Here is a 16,869-nt window from a genome sequence, read left to right as displayed (position 1 = left end):
AGAAATTCGACGAGGTCACCGCCTTCACCCCACCAACGAGACCCCAACTCGCCACTGCTGCTTGACCCGATAGCTGCATGGGGTGTCTTGTCCGCCGCGAGGCTGTCGGGCTTGTTGCGAGGTCTACCCGGTCCGATCTTGGGGACGCGGATCTTGTCCAGCACCTGCTTGAACTGGGTGCAGTCCGCCCGCTGTCCCGGCGTGACGATCAGGGACAGCGGGCGGCAGCGACCGTCCGCGCTCAGGTGGAGCTTGGATGTGAAGCCACCCCGCGAGCGGCCCAGGCCCTCACTTCCTGCACCACCTCCACCAGGCGGGCGTGCAGGCTCTGCCAGGCGGTTTCGTCCTGGCGTTCTGCCGATTCGACCCCCTTTGACGCGGGCGCCGGCGGAGGATCGGTGCGGGCGCCGGCCGCGTGCTGATGCGCGCGGACGATGGTGGAGTCAACCGAGATGTCCCAGTCGATCTCACCGGCGGCGTCGGCCTCGGCCTGGACCCGGTGCAGCAGACGTTCCCACGTCCCGTCCGCCGACCACAGCCGGTGCCGTTCATAAACGGTCTTCCACGGCCCGAACCGTTCCGGCAGGTCACGCCACTGCACACCGGTCCGCACCCGGTGCAGGATTCCGTCGATGACCTGCCGGTGGTCCCGCCACCGGCCACAACGCCTGTTGCTGACCGGCAGGAACGGCCGCAGCCGTTCCCACTCTGCGTCTGTCAGATCGCCCCGCCCCATGTCCACATCAACGACCCGGACACCAAGTAGTCACATGATCGACAGGACAAGTCCTAGGCACGGGCCGTCTCGAGGAACGAGCGCATCAGGCCGGCCACTGCCGACGGGAACTGGACGTGCGGGTAGTGGCCCGCCCCCGGGAGCATCTCGAGTCGGCCGACGCCTTCCGGAAGCGCGGCCACGATGGCCTCGCCCTCGGCCTTCGGGTCACCCCAGTCGGGATCAATGGTGCCCATGACGACCAGGACCGGGCAATGCACGTTGCCGAGTTGGGCCCCGGCGTCGGCGGCGCTGTTCATCTGCTTTCGCAGGGCCTTCATCCGGCCCGGCTCGCGCAGCATCGCGTCGGTGCGCTCCAGGCTCGCGGCCCAGTCCGCCGGGCGCGGCTCCGGGGTCGCGATTTCCAGGTACTTCCGCCACTGCTTATGGCTGCCGAGCATCGCGACGGCCGAGATCGCCGCCGCGCCCCTGCGGTAGCGGGACAGGCCCAGGGCGCTCAGCGAGTACTCCACCTTACGGGTGAACGGCGCCAGTTCGACGACGGCGCTCACAAGCGTCGGCGCCTTGGCAGCCGCGATCGTCGCGGCGCCGCCGGAGATGGAGTGGCCGACCAGCACCGCAGGGCCGCCGAGGTGCTGGATCAGTGCGATCAGGTCGCCGGCGATGTCGGTGCGGGTGTAGGACGGCCACGTCGCGGTCGACTCGCCGCTGCCTCGCAGGTCCACGGCCGCGACCCGGTAACCGGCGGCCACCAACTCCGGGACCAGGAACCGATAGGCGTCGCGGCTCTGGCCGATCCCGTGCGCAAGCACCATCAGCGGCCCGGAGCCGGTCACCTCATAGGCGAGGGTGCCGCCTTCCACGTTCAGGAACTCAGTCATGTCGATCTCCGTAACTACTTTCAATGTCTGGGTGAGCCCGCGGGCTCCGGCCATGCCGGTGTCGGTCACCCGTCGCACCGTCTCCGAGTGGACGCCGGCCCCGTTCATCGCCGCGGAGAGGATCTCCATGTCGAGCACGCAGACCTCCGACAGGTGGTCGGCGGTCTCCGGCCGGACTGTGGTGCCGAGCAGTTCCAGGGCGCGGCTGGACGCGCCGGCGGAGCGCAGCGCGTCCACCAGCGCGGCAGGGTTGGCGCCGGTGTCCTTGGCGAGGGTGAGCATGTCGTTGATGGCGCGCGTGTTCATCGGCATCAGAGCGTTGTTGAACGGTTTCGCCTGCTGACCGGTGCCGGCCGGGCCCAGATGGACGACGCGGCACAAGAACGACTGGAGCACCGGCCGCACCATCTCGATCGCGGATTCCTCTCCGCCGGCGAGCGTGGTGAGTCTGCGCGCTTCGGCTCCCTGCCGGCCGCCGCTGACCCGGGCGTCAACGGCGGCGATACCGTGCCTGGCGGCGAGTTCGGCCAACGCGACCGCGTTGGCCGGGGTCCCGGTGCCGTGATGGACGAAGACCGCTCCGGGCCGCATCGCCGGAAGCAGTGAGGCCGCCAGGTCGAACACGGTGGCGTCCGTGTTGACGCACACCGCGAGGATGTCGGCCGCGGCGGCCGGCGCTCCGGGCTGTCCTGCCGGGTCAGCGCGCTCAGGCGTGGGTCGTCCCACACCTCCGGGCGCCGCGCCCAGGCGTGGACCGGGAACCCGGCCTCGGCAATGGCCTCGGCCATCGGCAGTCCCTGGTCGCCCAGGCCGATGAAGCCGACGACCGATCGTCTGTTGCTGGGGGTGGTCATTGGTGGATCTCTTCTGGTGGTTCGGGAGATTGCAGGCCGGGCCGCTGCGACGAGGCAGGTGGGCGAGGCGACGCCGCTCCGCCCACGACGTGAACCGTGTTCAAGCGGTCGCGTCGGGTCGGTGCCCCGCGACAGCGGAATCAGCAGCCGGGCCGGAAGCCGGACCGATCAGCGGCCGGGCAGGTTGTTCAGCGGCGCGGAGCGGCGCTCCAGGAGCTCGGTGTAGGTGCCGTCCCGCTCGGCCCAGCGCAGCGGCAGCGCGGCCTCGACGATGATCTCGCGGGTCGGAGGCTCCACGGCGAGCAGCTCCATCACCTCATCGAGGTAATCGTCGACCGGTACGGCCGCCGGGTTGAGCTTCGCCATCGCCGGGGTCGCGACGGCCGGCGGCACGAGCTCGGCCACCTCCACGCCGGTCCCGGCCAGGTGCGCCCGCAGCGACTCGGTGTAGGAGTGGACCGCGGCCTTCGTGGCGCCGTAGGTGGCCATGAGCGGGAAGGGCAGGAACGCGATTCCCGAGCTCACCGTGATGATCGTTCCGGCGCCGCGACCGATCAGGTGCGGGGTGAAGGCGTCGATCACCCGGATGGTACCGAGCAGGTTCGTGGCGACCATGTTCTCGGCGTCGGTGATGTGCGCGGGGTCGCGCAGGTCTTCGGTGAGCAGGATTCCGGACATCGTGACGACGACGTCGAGGCCGGGGTGCGCGGCGAGCACTTCGTCGCGGGCCCGCAGGACCGAGGCGGGGTCGGTGACGTCGATCCGAACGGACTGCAGGCCGTCCCGTGGCTCGGGCTTGCGCCCGCCGACGACGACCGTGTTGCCGTCCTTCGCGAACCGGTGCGCGAGCTCGAGCCCGATGCCGGAGGTGCCACCGACGATGAGCACTGTGCGATTGGTGAGCTTCACCAGAACCTTCCCTATAACGTTCGGTAGCCGTACGGCGACTATCTGTTCTTCCGCAACCAGGCTCGCTCACATGCTTCGGCACGGGAAAGGCCCTGCCGATCCGGGGTGTGCCAGGGCCCCCTCTGTGACCGTCGGCCGCGGTTACCGTGGGAGGCATGCCTCGAGACGACGCGAACCGGCTGGGCGAGTACCTGCACGCCCGCCGCGACCTGGTCACGCCACAGCAGGCCGGCATCCCCGGTGGTGCCAACCGGCGCGTCCCAGGGCTTCGCCGCGAGGAGGTCGCGATGCTTGCCGGTATCAGTGCGGACTACTACCTGCGGCTGGAGCGCGGCAGGGATCACAACCCCTCCCCGCAGGTGCTCCAGGCCATCGCCCGTGTCCTGCTCCTCGACGACCTGGAAACCGAGTACCTGCTCGGGCTCAAGGCGCCCCGCCCGCCGGCCCGCCGCAAGCAGCCCACGCCGCGCCTGCCCGCCCGGCTGCACCATCTGCTGGCGGCCGTGGACGTGCCGGCGTTCGTCGAGGACCGGCGCTTCGACGTCCTGGCCTCCAACCAGCTCGCGGTGGCCCTGTCGCCGCGGCTCCGGCCCGGCCAGAACCGGCTGCGCTCCCTGCTGCTCGACCCCGAGGAACGCCACTTCCAGCACGACTGGGAGGCGGCGGTCGTCGACTCCGTCGCGGCGTTCCGCCGCTCGGTGGACGACAGCGTCTTCGACCAGCGCTCCGTCGAACTCGTCGGCGAGCTGTCCCTGGCCAGCAACCGCTTCCGCACCCTGTGGGCACGGCACGACATCAAAGCGCTCGGCTACACCAGCACCGTCAACCATCCGGTCGTGGGCGAACTGCACCTCAACCGCGAGAAACTCGCCGTCGGAGACCTGCTGCTCGTGCTCTACTACCCGGACCAGGACAGCGACGCCGCCGAGAAGCTCCAACTGCTGACCTCCCTCGCCCCCGCCGACGGGCAGCAGCCCGCTGCGGCCATCGACCCGCCGACAGGCCGCGACGTCGGCACCGGCCACCGATCGCAGGACAGTCGGGGCCGACGCACACCGTGACGCCCTGCTCGCTCCGACCGGGCTGAGGCAGATGGTCATCGGGCCTACGTCCTGGACCGGCTCGACCGACTGCCGGGGGCGCGGAAGCGGTCCTGCCGGCGCTGCGGGCGTATGCGGGGGGAGCAGTACGCCGAGACGGCCTGAACTCCATGGCCAACCGGCTCAGCGGTGCGTTCCGGTGTCTCCTGCCGGTGGCGCTCTCGGAGCAGGCGGCCGCGTTCATCGGGAGCCCTGGGATCTCACGGCTCCCGCGTGAGCGGCCCTGGCGTCAACGTGCGAACTTCTCGATGGCCGCCGGGGTGACGGGGGTGAAGAAGTTGACGAGGTTGCCGTCGGGGTCGCGGAACAGCAGTGAACGATTTCCCCAGGGCATCGTGGTGGGCTCCGTGACGAAGTCGGTGACGAAATCGGTCAGGTTCTGGTGAACGCTGTCCACGTCGTCCACGAGGAACTCGGTGATCACGCTGTGGTTGTCCGCCGGACGGGCAGAGCCCGGGGCGAACAGTGGAACAGTGCGGGTGCTTGCGATGGCGAGAGTGGCGCCCGCGGTCCTGAGTTCGGCGAAGTCCGCGGTGGCCCACGTCGCCCGTGCCCCGGTGGCTCGCTCGTAGAACTCGACGAGGCGCGCTATGTCGCCGGTGATGATGCGGATCGAGACGAAGTCCATGGGATCTCCTTGGCTGTGCTGGAAGGCGTGTACTTCGCAGACTAGGAGAAATAGTGGACAGAATCGGTCCTGTATAGACGCTAGACTGCAAATATGCCTCGCCCCACCGGCCGCGTGCTGACCCTCCTGGAGCTGCTGCAGTCGGGCGGCACCAGGACGGTGGCGGAACTCGCCGACCGGCTCGGTGTCGAAGGGCGCACGGTGCGGCGATACGTGGATCACCTGATCGACCTGGACGTGCCCGTGGAGTCGGTGCGCGGCCGCTACGGCGGATACCGGCTCGCCCCCGGGTACCGCTTGCCTCCGCTCATGCTCAGCGACGACGAGGCGCTGGCCGTGCTGCTCGGCCTGATCGCCGGCCGCCGAGCAGGGTTGACGACGACGCATCGCACGGCAAGCGAGACGGCATCGGCGAAGATCCGGAGGGTGCTGCCCAAGCACATCGCCCGTCGGCTCGACCTCCTCCTGGAGACCCTCGCCTTCACGGATCAGCCTGGCGAGTTCGACACCCCGGACGCCGATGTTCTGCTCGCCATCGCCGATGCGGTGCGCCACCGCCGACCGCTGTCCATCCGCTACACCGACCGCGACGGACGGCGCAGCGAACGCACGCTGCACGCGTACGGCATCGTCGCCCATGCGGGCCGGTGGTACGTCACGGGCAAGGACGCCCGGATCGGCGAGGACCGAACCTTCCGGCTCGACCGCATCGCCGACGCGAGGACCCTGCCCGGCTCGTTCGAAGAGCCCATGGGCCCGGGTCCGGCACAGCGCGTGTTGTCAGGGTTCGCCACGGCCGACTACCGGCACGAGGTGACCTTGCGGATCCACGGGACAGTGGAGCAGATCCGCGCCCACCTTCCCACCAGTGTCGCGAGCCTGGAAGAGTACGAGGCCACGACGGGCCAGGACGAGGAGGCCGAGCGCTGGATACGCGTCGAGCTACGGGTGGAGCGGCTCGACTGGTTGCCTCGGGTACTCGCAACCCTGGACCGGCCGTTCGTCATCGAGCGCCCCGATGAACTACGCGACCTCGTCATCGCGCTCGCCGATCGCCTCGCCTCCTACGGCCGACGGGGCTGACCAACGTCGTGAGCCGGCGCATGCTGGTCCTTCAGCCGGACTGTGCTGCCTGACCTGCAGGTTTCACCGGGCGGCTGCAATGTCGTGGAGTGCGGACCGGAATGTGACGACCTCTTCGCGACCAGCGGCCGTCGCTTCGGCCGGGTGGCCCTACGCCGCCGTATGCGCGACTACGTGCGCGGGTTGCTCACTTCGGTGGCCCGAAAGAACAGCTGACGACTGGCCGGCGGCGACCGCATACGCGCTTCCCGTTCCCCGTGCCCCTTGTGCTGCTCCGAGGAGCAGCACAAGGGGCACGGAAGCCGAGGCGCCATTGCCCGTATGCGGGACCCACCGCCGGATCAAACGAGGCCGCACCCTTGGGCTCACGCCTGCCGGCGCTGCATGGACGTCGGCGACCAACGCCCTTCGCGCGGCCCACGTTTCGAGCGGCGTGGTCGGTCAGGCACTCAGCAGGGCGACCAGGTCGGTGGCCACTTGGCGGTCGATCGGGGCCGGCACCGCCTGTACTCCCGGGACGAGCCGGTTCTCCGCTGCTGCGGCGAGAGCCGCCAGGCTTCTGGCCTGGAGAGTGAGTCCGAGGTCCATGGCCTGGATGGGGTTCCCCTTGGCAGCCGTCAGGTTGATCATCTTGGTGTCGGCCAGGACGATGACCTCTCTCCTGTCCTTCAGACGGTGAACGGCGCGTTCCCGGCCACTGGCTCCCGAGCGCTCGACGGTCGGCGTACGCCCGGACAGGGCCTCGGCGTCCAGTTCCCAGGGCATGTGTCCGACGCCGGCGATCACCGTGCCGTCCGCGATAACGTCCAGTTCTGCCGCGCCGATGACACCGGGGTGCCCGGTGGCGCCTGGGTTTCGGGGGTGTGTGAGGCCGGCACGGCCTTGCGCGAGGCGCCCGCGGGGAGCTCGTCAGCGTTGCAGGTAGATGGTGAAGTGCCGCTCGGTCTCACCCGCAGGGACGGTGCGGATGAATCCCTGAGCGGTACGGTAGGCGCCCGATCCGCCCGTGATGCTGACATCGACGGAGGACGGGGCGGGCAGATGCAGCAGCGACTGCGCGGCGAACTGTCCTTCGGGGAGCGCGAAGGTGCCCAGGCACTGGAGGGCGGCCGGACTGACCTGGGTGAAGGTGCAGACCGCGCTGTGATCGCCCACCTTCTTGCCGTCACGGTAGAGGTCCTCGTGCACAACCCGCTGATCACCCACGCTGACTCCCGGCTCGCCCAGATCGACCTCTCCGGCCGAGGTCTGCTTGCCGACCAGCTCGAAAGTCTCCACACGATGCTTCGCGGCGGGCGCGTCGGCCGACGCCGACGCCGCAAGCGCGCCCCCGCCGGCGAGGGCCACAACGACTCCCGCGGCTGCGCTCAGGTACAGCGCTTTGTTGGTCCTGGTGATGTTCGGCACCTGACTACTCCATCATCGGTCTACATTTGGTGGAAATATGCACATGTGGCCATCGGCCCTGCTGTGCGGATTCACCTCCGAACGGGCAGCAAGATCACGCAGCCGTTCGGCCGGGCACTTCCGCAGATACCGCACAAAAGACCGGAAACGGATTCGCGACACCCACATTAGGAGCATATGCCCCTAACGTGGGAAGTGCCAACGTCCACCGCCCACGAGCCACCCGGCAGCGGTGGATGCCGGCCGACCAGGCGTTGGACAGTGGCCGGCGCGGGCGGCGTGTTCACCGGCCGGGCGCGCCCGCAGGGCGGCGCTGCCGGGAGCCCTCGGCCGGTCCCCCACCGGTGCGCTGCGCCACCTCGCCATTCCACCCAGCGCGGGTCGTCGACCTCCGTCTTGAACTCATCCGGCGGGACATGGAAGCCGGCCTGACCGGCGACGGTGAACCGCCCATCGAGGACCGGGACGAGTTCCTGACGTTGCCGTGGGACGACTTCCACCATGGCCAGGCGTGCTACCACGACGATGGCACACAGACCTTCGCCCACGACTACCTGTCGCGTGAGGCCGCCGGTGCAGCCTCGCAGGGGTGACCGCTGATCCCAGCGCGGCCTGGGCGATCAGGAGTGGGCGGCCGCCCCAGGTGCGCTCGCCGGGACGGTGGAGCAGTCGCAGAAGGAGCGGGCGACCACCGGGCGTGCGCGGCGATGACGAGCCAGGCCCTGTCCTGGTTCCAGACCGGGCCAACGGCCCCTCGGTGTGCGCGCCCGGCGACTTCCCCCGCCGCCATCGGCCTCCCGGGTCAGGGTCGCCTAGCGGATGCCCTGCGTCCATTCCCCGTCGTGGCGCCAGTCCATGGCGTACGCCGCCACCCGGCCTGGCGGGAGCGGGATCACCCGCTCGGCAGTCCCGTCGATCGACATCGCCTGCTCCTGCTCAAAGGGTGAAGAAGGGCTGCTGCGTGCCGGACTCGGCGTACTGCTTGAGCCGGGTCATCAGTTGGCCCCAGGTCTCCGCGGTGTGCGCGAGGCCCGGGTCGTCGGCGGCGAAGCCGGTGTGCCGGAAGTCCACCCGGGTGCCGGTCCCGTCGAGGGTATCGGTCAGCTGCCAGGTGATGACGGTGCCGGACCAGTGGGGCGGGAAGGCGCCAATCGACGTCCAGACGATCTCTTCCTTGTCCGCGCGGTCCCGGCGGAGCCGGAAGGGCTCGGGAATCTCCGGGAAGTCGAAGAGGAGGACCTCACCCTCACGGTTCACGCCGGTGGTCCACCAGCCCGTGAGCCCGTCGTGGGAGTTCAGCGCCTCGTAGACCTTGGCGCGGCCGGCGCCGATGTCGGTCCGGAAGGTGATCTCGGACATTGCTGCTCCTTGCGTGTACGGGGTCGGGGTGAACGGGGCGCGGCTCAGAGGGTGAAGTACGGGACCGGGGTGCCGGTCTCCACGTACTCCCTCAGGCGGGCGAACATGCCGGCCCAGCCCATCGTGACCTCGCGGAACATGTCGTCGATCTCGGCGAACCCGGTGTGGTCGAACCGGACCACCGTGCCGCCCTCGGGATGGGCCTCCAGGGCATAGACGATCTCGGTGCCGATCCACTGCGGGGGCCCGGCGACCACGGTCTGCGCCAGGCGCTTGCCCTCCACGGCATCGTCAATGCGGAAGTCCCAGGTCATCGGCGCCCCGGGAAACGACAACCGGTGCAGGGCACCAACGCCCTCGCCGATCTCGGCGCCGGTGCTGAACCAGCCGGCGACGCCTTCGGGAGTGGAGACAGCGCGGTATACGGCCTCCGGGTCGGCGGCGATACGGATCTGCAGGGCGATGTCAGCCATGGAGCGTCCTTCTCATCGGGGATCCGGCGGGAGTGCCGGAACGCTTGCTTTAGCACACACTAAAATGACTCTGTGCGACTTGGCAAATTGCAGTGGCCGCTAAAATGACCTTCATGGATGCGGTACGGGCGGTCGCCGAACCCAGGCGGCGCGAGATTCTGCGGCTGGTCTGGGACGCGGAACTGTCGGCGGGCGAGATCGCCGAGCGGTTCGACGTCACCTTCGGCGCGGTCTCACAGCACCTCAAGGTGCTTCGGGACTCCGGCCTGGTTACGCTGCGCCAGGGCGGCAAGAAGCGGTTCTACCGCGCCGACCGTGAGGCCATGGGGCCCCTGGCCGACTACCTGCAGTCGATGTGGGCCACCAAGCTCGACACACTCGCCGAACTGGCCGAGGCCGCCGAGCGGGCGGAAGGAACGGACGCGTGAGCGGGAGCAGCAAGGTGAGCGACGGCGTGGTCACGGTCGAGCGGCACATCGCCGCCCGCCCCGAGACCGTCTTCTCCTTCTTCACCGACCGGGAAAAGTGGTTGTCCTGGATGGGCCGGGAAGGCGAGTTCGTGTTCGCGCCCGGCGGCGTGTACCGGACCAACGTCACCGGCGAGAACGTGGCCGAAGGCCGCTTCATCGTGCTGGACCCGCCCAGGCGACTGGTGTTCACCTGGGGCTGGGCGGAAGGCGGAATGCCCGTACCGCCCGGCTCGACCACCGTGGAGATCACCCTGGAGCCCACCCCTGACGGCACCCTGCTGCGCCTGGTACACAGCGGCCTGCCCTCGCCCGAGGCGTGTGCTGCGCATGAGGAAGGCTGGAAGCACTACGTGCAGCGCCTCGCCGTACGGGCGGAAGGCAACGATCCGGGCCCCGACCACTGGATGTGACGCATCTGACCGCGCCCGGATCTACCCGCACGTAGTAGCCGCGCTCACATACCCGCCCCGCCTTGCCTCCTGGCTGGAGCTGGATGCCGGGGCGGATTGAGTTGACTGCCGCCCCGTGGTCGGGGGCGGCAGTCGGTAGGGCACGGGCCCACTGTCACTCCAACCGGATTCCCGCTGTCTCCGACAGTTCCAGATGCCCGCCCTGGAACCGCGTCCGTAGGGCGCGATCGTGGGTGACCAGCACGATCGCCCCCGCATACCCGGCCAGCGCCTTCTCCAGTTCCTCGACCAGCAACGGTGACAGGTGGTTCGTCGGCTCGTCGAGCAGCAGGAGGTCCGCGGGCTCCGAGACCAGTCGGGCGAGATCCACGCGGCGGCGCTGGCCGTACGACAACTCGCCCATGCGCAACTGCAGCTCCGCCCGCCGGAAGAGGCCAAGGGCAAGCAGGGCATCCGCATGCTCGTCGGCGGAGCCCACACGGCCCAGCGCGAACGCCTCGGCCACCGTCAGGCCCGGCGGCCACGGCGTCTCGTCCTGGCGCAGATGGCCCACCCGGCCCGGCACGTGCACCGAGCCCGCGTCCGGCCGCAGCTCGCCGGCGAGCACCCGCAGCAGCGTCGTCTTGCCGACGCCGTTGGGGCCGGTGACCAGAAGCCGGCCGCTGCGGCCGAGAGTGAGGGCGCCCAGGTGGAGGCGGTCTCCCACGCGTACGTCCGACAACTGCACGGCCGGGAGCTCCACGGAAGCGGTCTCGGTGCCCTCACCCGCACATTCCTCTGCCGCCCCGATCCGCGCCCTGAATGCCAGCGGGTCCGGCGGCGGCGCCACCGGGTGCGCCGTCAACCGCTCGACCCGCTCACGGGCGTTGCGGATACGGGCCATCACGCCGTGCGCCCGGCTGCGGGCGCGGAATCCGCCGTGGCCGAAGTTGGCCAGCGGCGCCTTGCGCGGGATGCCGTCGAGGCGGACCGCGTGGCCGCCGGCCAGCCGCTCGTTGCGGGCCAGCTCGTCCCGCCACTCCTCGTACTCCTGAAGCCGGCGCTGGCGCTCCGCTGCCTTCGCCGTGCGGTAACCGGCATAGCCGTCGCCGTAGCGGGTGACCTTTCCCGCCTCGGCCTCCAGGACCGTGGTGGTCAGGCGCTCCAGGAAGACGCGGTCGTGGGTGACCACCAGCACCGTGCCGCGGTGCGCCCGCAGCTGCGCCTCCAGCCACTGCACGGCTTGATCGTCCAGGTCGTTGGTCGGCTCGTCCAGAAGCAGCAGCTCCGGCCGACCGGCCAGGACACCGGCCAGGGCAAGACGGGAGCGCTCGCCGCCGGAGAGGGTGCCGAGTCGGCGCTCACGGCGGAGGGTGGGGAGGCCGAGGTGGTGCAGGGCAAGGTCCACCCGGTGGTCGGCGTCATAGCCGCCCCGGGCCTCATAGCGCTCGAGGAGCACGGCATACGCGGCGAGTGCCGCCGGGTCCGCGCCGCCGCCGAGCGCCTGTTCGGCCCGGCGCAGCTCCACCTCGAGGGCGCGCAGGTCCGCAAGAGCCAGGTCGACGGCCTCCTGGACGGTGGCGGTCGGGGGCAGGGAGATGGTCTGCGGCAGATACCCGATGCCGCCGACGGCGGTCACGGTCAACTCGCCGCTGTCCGGGCGCTCCTGACCTGCGATGAGCCGCAGGAGGGTGGACTTGCCGGAGCCGTTGTCACCGATCAGCCCGGCCTTCTCGCCCGGCTTCAGCGTGAAGGAGACCTGGTCGAGGACGGTGCGGCCGGGGTAGCGCTTGGTGACGTGGTGAAGGGTGAGTTGTGAGGTGTGCAAGATCGGGTCCCTCCTGGCCACACAGGCTTCAGCCCGGGCCGGATCGGGGTGGATGGCTGCACGGCAAGGCGTAGCGACTGCGGAGCGGTGCTCTACGCGGTCGGCGCCGGCTATCTCACAGGGAACCCATGCGAAGGACCGTACGACACGACGAACCGATCGGCAACACCAATACCTCTCCCCCGTGTTGAACGCATGGGCACAGGCGGCTTGGCATCGGCCTCATCCAAGCTGCCGCAGCCCCCGCCTGATGCCCCACCAACGAAAACGGCGCCTCCCACCGGCGCTGATCTGAACCGGTTGGGCCCGCACCACAATCCGCTCACACTCGTCGGCCACATTGTCCATGACCAGCGGGGCCAGACCTGAAAACACCATCTGCACAAGCTCGTTGACATCCATCACATGAAGGTCAGCGCCCCTTGCAACTCTCCGTCACCACCGAATGCGAGACAGGACCGTTCGATGGACAGACCCCGGCGAAGTGCTTCACGTACGCCCGGAGTGACCGACCGCCACCGGACTCAAATGGTCCGTTGCCGTACCTGGCAAACCCAGCGGCCGTCGCGCCCATCGCTCTCGTCCAGGGGTCACCGGAGCGAGCCCTTACCGCTCCGGTGCCAGACGGCCTTCCGCGGAACTCACTTGCAGCAATCGCATCCGTGGCCGCAGCCGCACGCGTCCGCCTCGGCTCCGGCCTTCCCGAGGGTCCCGGTGACGGTAGGTGCGCAGCAACCCTTGCCCTGCCAGGCGTCGCGGCCTTCCTTGACGGCGATGGCGGCTATGACGAGGGCGGCGATGGGGTCGGCCCACGACCAGCCAAGGGTGGCGTTGAGCACCAGGCCGGCCAGGAGTACCGCGGACAGGTAGGTGCACAGCAGGGTCTGCTTGGAGTCGGCGACCGCGGAGGCGGAGCCGAGTTCGCGTCCGGCGCGGCGCTGGGCGGCGGACAGGGACGGCATCACGGCCAGGGACAGGGCGGCGATGACGATGCCGGGGATGGAGCGTTCGGCCTCGCCGGTGCCGGTCAGGGCGCGGATGGCGTCGATCGTGACGTAGGCGGCGAGCGCGAAGAACGAGACGGCGATGATCCGCAGGGTCGTCTTCTCACGTGCCTCGCGCACGGCGTGGTCACGGGCGGAGAACTGCCAGGCGACCGCGGTGGCGGAGGACACCTCGATGATCGAGTCGAGCCCGAAGCCGATCAGGGCGGTGGAGGAGGCCAGGGTGCCGGCGGTGAGGGCGACGATCGCCTCGATGACGTTGTAGGTGATGGTGGCTGCGACCAGGAGGCGCACACGTCGGGTGAGTGCGTCGCGGCGGGCCGGGGAGGGCCCGAGGGATATCGCGGTCATGTCAGCAGCAGCCCTTCTCGTCGGCCTCGGTGCAGGTCGGGTCCGTTTCGACCGCGAGGACGGTTGCGAGCAGGTGGTCCAGTGCGTGGCCGAGGCGCTGGTCGGCGAGCTCGTACCGGGTGCGGCGGCCGTCGGGGACGGCAACGACGAGGCCGCAGTCGCGCAGGCAGGCCAGGTGGTTCGACAGGCGGGTCCGGGAGATGGCGAGGGCGTCGGCGAGGTCGGCCGGGTAGGCCGGCGCCTGGCGCAGGGCGAGCAGGGTCCGGCAGCGGATCGGGTCGGCGAGCGCGCGGCCGAAACGGGCCAGCACCTCGACGTCGGAGGCAACGGTCAGCACACCTACGACAATACATAGATTCCTGAATTCAGGGAATCTTGAATCATGGGCGGCTCTACCGCACGGGCATGTCGGCCGGCCTTCGGTCGCCTCTCACGACATGGGCGCGCAGATGCGGCTTGCATCCTGTACCCAGGTACAGGTTTACCGTCGAAGGTGTCCCGGAGAGCCGGGGCGGGACGACGGGAGAGAGGTCATGGCTCAACTGGACTGGGTGCCGCAGGCGTGCACGCTTCCCACCGCCGAGCGGCCGCTGCGGGTCGCGGAGTGGGACACCCTCTTTGCCCGGCGGCTGCGTGTGGTGACTCGGGCCTCGTCGAGCCGGGTCCGCCTGGAGCTGATGGGCGGGCCGGGCGTGGAGCACGACGTGCGGGCTCTGGCGGAGCGGGAGGCCGGCTGCTGCTCGTTCTTCACGTTCACTGTCACCGCCGAGGCCGGCGCCGTACAGCTGGACGTGACCGTGGACCAGGCGCACAAGCCGGTCCTCGTCGCCCTCGCGGAGCGGGCCGAAGCCGTCGCCGGGAGCGTGCGGTGAACGGCGGCCTGCGTAGTGGGCAGGTCGCAGAAGCGGCCGGGGTGAACCTGCAGACCCTGCGCTACTACGAGCGGCGCGGGCTCCTCGCCGAACCCGAGCGGAGCCCGGGCGGGCACCGCCTCTACGGTGACGAGGCCGTGACCGCACTGCGGGTGATCAAGGCCGCGCAGCGACTCGGGTTCACCCTCGACGAGGTGGCCGAACTGCTGGAAGCCGGCCGCCATCGGCACGGCCGTGCCGTCCCCGGTCTTCAAGAACGCGCATCCGCGAAACTCGCCGAGGTCGACGCGAAGATCACCGATCTCACCACCATCCGCACCGCCCTCATGGCCGCAGTGGAGGCCGGGTGTGACGACCTGACCAAATGCGCCTCCAGCCCGTGCTGCCCCATACCGTTCACCGACCTCGCCGAGGAGAACCGCCATGCCGGACCCTGCTGCTGACCGCCCATCACGCCACCGGCCCGCGAAGGCCCTCGCGTCGCTGGCCGGGCTGGCCTGCGTCGCCTGCTGCGCCCTGCCCGCTCTGATCACCGCGGGCGTGGTCGGCGCCGGAGCCGCGACCGTCGTGGCCTGGCTCCCCGCCCTTGCCATGGGGCTCGCCGCGCTTGCCGTGAGCGCCTGGTGGTTCGGCCGGCGCCGCCGCTCCTGCACGTGTACCGCGTCTGCCTCTCAGAGCGGCTGCAGCTGCGGAAAGGCCGCGGTCCCGGACCCTTCCCGGCCCACGGTCGACGCGTAGGCTCGGCCCTGTCCGCGCCGCTCGGTCGGCGAGAACCCCCAGGCGAGTAGAAAGTGACAGCGGTGACAGCGCAGCAGGACCACCAGGACCAGAGTGTGGTTGAGGCGATGGAGCGGCACCAGGTCGCCGTATATCTCGGGGCGATGGTGGCCGGCACGGCGCTCGGGCTGGCCGCCCCCTCGGCGGGCCCCGCCCTGGAACACGCGATCAACCCCGTCCTCGCCGCCCTGCTGTACGTCACCTTCCTCCAGGTGCCGGCCGCCGACCTGCTGCGGTCCCTGCGCGCGGGCCGGTTCCTGGCCGCTGCCCTGGTGGTGAACTTCGTGGTGGTTCCGGCCGTCGTCGCGGCCCTCTTCGTGTTCGTCCCAGATGACCAGGCGGTGCGGATCGGGGTCCTGCTGGTGCTGCTGGCGCCGTGCGTGGACTACGTGATCGTCTTCAGCGGGCTGGCCGGTGGCAGCAACCAACGACTGCTCGCCGCGACCCCGCTGCTGCTGATCGGGCAGATGCTGCTCCTGCCGCTGTTGCTGTGGATGTTCATGGGCCCGGACCTCGGCGACGTCGTGGAGGCCGGGCCGTTCCTGGAGGCGTTCGTCTTCCTCATCGTCATCCCGCTCACGCTCGCGTGGCTCACCCAGGCGTGGGCCACCCGCCGCGCTGCCGGACGGAAGACCGCCGACGGGGCGACGGCGGCCATGGTGCCGCTGATGGCCGCCACCCTGTTCACCGTGGTCGCCTCGCAGATCCCCAAGCTCGGTGGCAGCCTCTCCGACGTCGCCCGCGTGATCCCCGTCTACGCGGCGTTCCTGGTGGCGATGGCGTTCGCCGGCCTGGGCGTCGCACGCCTCTTCCGGCTCGACGTCCCCGACAGCCGCGCGATCGTCTTCACCGGGGCCACCCGCAACTCCCTCGTCGTCCTGCCCCTCGCTCTCGCCCTGCCGGACGACCTGGCCGTGGCCGCCGTCGTCGTGGTCACGCAGACCCTCGTCGAGGTCATCGGCATGGTCGTCTACGTCCGCGCGGTCCCCCGCCTCGTCCCCGCCCGCTGAACCATCACGACGGCCTGCCTGCCACCTGACCTCGCCGAGTCACCGGCGCTGGGGAAGGCTCACTGCCCGCCGAGCCGTATCACAGCCACCACGTACAGACTCACGGACACCGTCAGAAACACGAAGGCGAGAATCGTGTGGACAACGAGCCCTCGGTCCGGGGCAAGACCCAGATGTGCCCGGGCCGCACGGCTGACCCGGGCCCCGGCGATACCTCGTGCGGCATTCGCGTCCGCCTTCTCGATCGCTCGGCGCAGTTTCCTGCGGCTCGTCTCGGTCGTGACGCCGAGCCGTACGCCATGCGCGTCGCGCACCACCAGGGTGCGGTGCGCGCCGCCGTACGAGAAGGTCGTCAGCAGCCGGACGGTGGTGATCCCGTTGAGGTCGACGGACCGTTCACCGGTCAGGGTGTGTGCAGTCAGGCACGACGACGAGTGCCGGAACGGCGCTCGCTCCTCGCACAGTGCGGGAAGGAACACGAAGCCGCCGATCACGGACAGCAGACCGAGGAGGATCGGCGTGCCTTCGGGGACTACCCCCGTCCGGGCCGGCCCGTAGGCTCCGAAGGGCAGCAGGAAGACCGCCACCACCAGGCCCGACCCTGTACGCGCCCGCGCCACGGTGCGGGTTGCGCTTGCTCGCACTGACACCCCCTCGCTGCCGGAGGACACCAGCATGACCGAGCGGCAGGCTTTGCGTATTGCCGCTGTCCGGCAATCTTCGGTCGATGTCGGTTTC

At 70.0% G+C, this 16,869-nt stretch carries 21 protein-coding genes and 2 pseudogenes; 9 read left to right on the top strand and 14 right to left on the bottom strand.

Translation table 11 applies throughout. The annotated features are described in order from the left end of the window. Positions 1–86: 86 nt before the first annotated feature. The 4 genes and pseudogenes from AB0F62_RS28030 to AB0F62_RS28015 all read right to left on the bottom strand — a co-directional run. A pseudogene (locus tag AB0F62_RS28030) lies at positions 87–736 on the bottom strand (IS5 family transposase); the annotation flags it as partial. 53 nt (positions 737–789) lie between these two features. Continuing rightward, positions 790–1,617: an alpha/beta hydrolase gene (locus AB0F62_RS28025; RefSeq protein WP_361804915.1), complete on the bottom strand. Its 828-nt coding sequence runs from the start codon at positions 1,615–1,617 to the stop codon at positions 790–792. A gap of 126 nt (positions 1,618–1,743) precedes the next feature. Beyond that, a pseudogene (locus tag AB0F62_RS28020) lies at positions 1,744–2,265 on the bottom strand (NAD(P)-binding domain-containing protein); the annotation flags it as partial. A gap of 374 nt (positions 2,266–2,639) precedes the next feature. Then, positions 2,640–3,380: an SDR family NAD(P)-dependent oxidoreductase gene (locus AB0F62_RS28015; protein ID WP_361804909.1), complete on the bottom strand. Its 741-nt coding sequence runs from the start codon at positions 3,378–3,380 to the stop codon at positions 2,640–2,642. A gap of 155 nt (positions 3,381–3,535) precedes the next feature. On the opposite strand from AB0F62_RS28015, the gene AB0F62_RS28010 reads away from it, so the two are divergent. Further along, complete coding sequence (locus tag AB0F62_RS28010; RefSeq protein ID WP_361804906.1) at positions 3,536–4,441, top strand: helix-turn-helix transcriptional regulator; 906 nt, start codon at positions 3,536–3,538, stop codon at positions 4,439–4,441. Between the two features lie 268 nt (positions 4,442–4,709). Here AB0F62_RS28010 and AB0F62_RS28005 read toward each other — a convergent pair whose 3' ends face one another. Then, on the bottom strand, positions 4,710–5,108 hold the full coding sequence (locus AB0F62_RS28005) for a VOC family protein (protein WP_361804903.1): 399 nt from the start codon (positions 5,106–5,108) through the stop codon (positions 4,710–4,712). 93 nt (positions 5,109–5,201) lie between these two features. Here AB0F62_RS28005 and AB0F62_RS28000 point away from each other — a divergent pair, with 93 nt between their 5' ends. After that, entirely contained in the window at positions 5,202–6,191 is a 990-nt protein-coding gene (locus tag AB0F62_RS28000; protein ID WP_361804900.1) for a YafY family protein, read from the top strand. Between the two features lie 441 nt (positions 6,192–6,632). On the opposite strand, the gene AB0F62_RS27995 is transcribed toward AB0F62_RS28000, so the two are convergent. Together AB0F62_RS27995 and AB0F62_RS27990 are read right to left on the bottom strand one after the other, a co-directional pair. Beyond that, positions 6,633–6,956 carry a hypothetical protein gene (locus AB0F62_RS27995; RefSeq protein ID WP_361804897.1) on the bottom strand — a complete coding sequence of 108 codons (324 nt, stop codon included), beginning with the start codon at positions 6,954–6,956 and terminating at the stop codon, positions 6,633–6,635. Between the two features lie 144 nt (positions 6,957–7,100). Continuing rightward, a complete protein-coding gene (locus tag AB0F62_RS27990) occupies positions 7,101–7,598 on the bottom strand; it encodes a hypothetical protein (RefSeq protein WP_361804894.1) in 498 nt (165 codons plus the stop codon). Between the two features lie 416 nt (positions 7,599–8,014). Between AB0F62_RS27990 and AB0F62_RS27985 the strand changes: the two genes are divergently transcribed. Then, positions 8,015–8,191, top strand: a complete 177-nt coding sequence (locus AB0F62_RS27985) for a hypothetical protein (protein ID WP_361804891.1) — start codon at positions 8,015–8,017, stop codon at positions 8,189–8,191. A 343-nt stretch (positions 8,192–8,534) separates the two neighbouring features. Here AB0F62_RS27985 and AB0F62_RS27980 read toward each other — a convergent pair whose 3' ends face one another. Continuing rightward, entirely contained in the window at positions 8,535–8,957 is a 423-nt protein-coding gene (locus AB0F62_RS27980) for an SRPBCC domain-containing protein (RefSeq protein ID WP_361804888.1), read from the bottom strand. 44 nt (positions 8,958–9,001) lie between these two features. Beyond that, entirely contained in the window at positions 9,002–9,430 is a 429-nt protein-coding gene (locus AB0F62_RS27975) for an SRPBCC domain-containing protein (protein WP_361804885.1), read from the bottom strand. A gap of 113 nt (positions 9,431–9,543) precedes the next feature. Here AB0F62_RS27975 and AB0F62_RS27970 point away from each other — a divergent pair, with 113 nt between their 5' ends. Both AB0F62_RS27970 and AB0F62_RS27965 read left to right on the top strand, forming a co-directional pair. After that, a complete protein-coding gene (locus tag AB0F62_RS27970) occupies positions 9,544–9,858 on the top strand; it encodes a metalloregulator ArsR/SmtB family transcription factor (protein WP_361804882.1) in 315 nt (104 codons plus the stop codon). Then, positions 9,855–10,310, top strand: a complete 456-nt coding sequence (locus AB0F62_RS27965) for an SRPBCC domain-containing protein (protein ID WP_361804879.1) — start codon at positions 9,855–9,857, stop codon at positions 10,308–10,310. Before AB0F62_RS27970 ends, AB0F62_RS27965 begins: the two co-directional genes overlap by 4 nt. A 154-nt stretch (positions 10,311–10,464) precedes the next feature. Here the strand turns inward: AB0F62_RS27965 and AB0F62_RS27960 are convergent, their stop codons facing one another. From AB0F62_RS27960 to AB0F62_RS27945, 4 genes are all read right to left on the bottom strand, one after another. Further along, on the bottom strand, positions 10,465–12,117 hold the full coding sequence (locus tag AB0F62_RS27960; RefSeq protein WP_361804876.1) for a TlrC/CarA/OleB/SrmB family ABC-F type ribosomal protection protein: 1,653 nt from the start codon (positions 12,115–12,117) through the stop codon (positions 10,465–10,467). Between the two features lie 222 nt (positions 12,118–12,339). Further along, positions 12,340–12,519, bottom strand: coding sequence for a hypothetical protein (locus AB0F62_RS27955; RefSeq protein WP_361804873.1), 180 nt, complete (start codon positions 12,517–12,519; stop codon positions 12,340–12,342). 239 nt (positions 12,520–12,758) lie between these two features. After that, positions 12,759–13,472, bottom strand: a complete 714-nt coding sequence (locus AB0F62_RS27950) for a cation transporter (protein ID WP_361804870.1) — start codon at positions 13,470–13,472, stop codon at positions 12,759–12,761. Position 13,473: 1 nt separating this feature from the next. After that, a complete protein-coding gene (locus AB0F62_RS27945; RefSeq protein WP_361804867.1) occupies positions 13,474–13,809 on the bottom strand; it encodes a metalloregulator ArsR/SmtB family transcription factor in 336 nt (111 codons plus the stop codon). Positions 13,810–14,005: 196 nt separating this feature from the next. On the opposite strand from AB0F62_RS27945, the gene AB0F62_RS27940 reads away from it, so the two are divergent. The 4 genes from AB0F62_RS27940 to AB0F62_RS27925 all read left to right on the top strand — a co-directional run bounded on the left by AB0F62_RS27940 (position 14,006) and on the right by AB0F62_RS27925 (position 16,131). Further along, on the top strand, positions 14,006–14,344 hold the full coding sequence (locus AB0F62_RS27940; RefSeq protein ID WP_361804864.1) for a hypothetical protein: 339 nt from the start codon (positions 14,006–14,008) through the stop codon (positions 14,342–14,344). Beyond that, on the top strand, positions 14,341–14,787 hold the full coding sequence (locus AB0F62_RS27935) for a MerR family transcriptional regulator (RefSeq protein ID WP_361804861.1): 447 nt from the start codon (positions 14,341–14,343) through the stop codon (positions 14,785–14,787). Before AB0F62_RS27940 ends, AB0F62_RS27935 begins: the two co-directional genes overlap by 4 nt. Further along, positions 14,768–15,082 carry a hypothetical protein gene (locus tag AB0F62_RS27930; RefSeq protein WP_361804858.1) on the top strand — a complete coding sequence of 105 codons (315 nt, stop codon included), beginning with the start codon at positions 14,768–14,770 and terminating at the stop codon, positions 15,080–15,082. The genes AB0F62_RS27935 and AB0F62_RS27930 overlap by 20 nt, the downstream gene beginning before the upstream one ends. 107 nt (positions 15,083–15,189) lie before the next feature. Then, on the top strand, positions 15,190–16,131 hold the full coding sequence (locus AB0F62_RS27925; RefSeq protein WP_361804912.1) for a bile acid:sodium symporter: 942 nt from the start codon (positions 15,190–15,192) through the stop codon (positions 16,129–16,131). Between the two features lie 59 nt (positions 16,132–16,190). On the opposite strand, the gene AB0F62_RS27920 is transcribed toward AB0F62_RS27925, so the two are convergent. After that, positions 16,191–16,721 (bottom strand): hypothetical protein, encoded by a 531-nt coding sequence (locus AB0F62_RS27920; protein ID WP_361804855.1) that lies wholly within the window; start codon positions 16,719–16,721, stop codon positions 16,191–16,193. Positions 16,722–16,869 lie beyond the last annotated feature (148 nt).

It is taken from the genome of Streptomyces sp. NPDC026673 (genome assembly GCF_040638135.1).
GTDB lineage: Bacteria > Actinomycetota > Actinomycetes > Streptomycetales > Streptomycetaceae > Actinacidiphila.
This window is presented reverse-complemented; position numbering and strand designations above follow the sequence as displayed.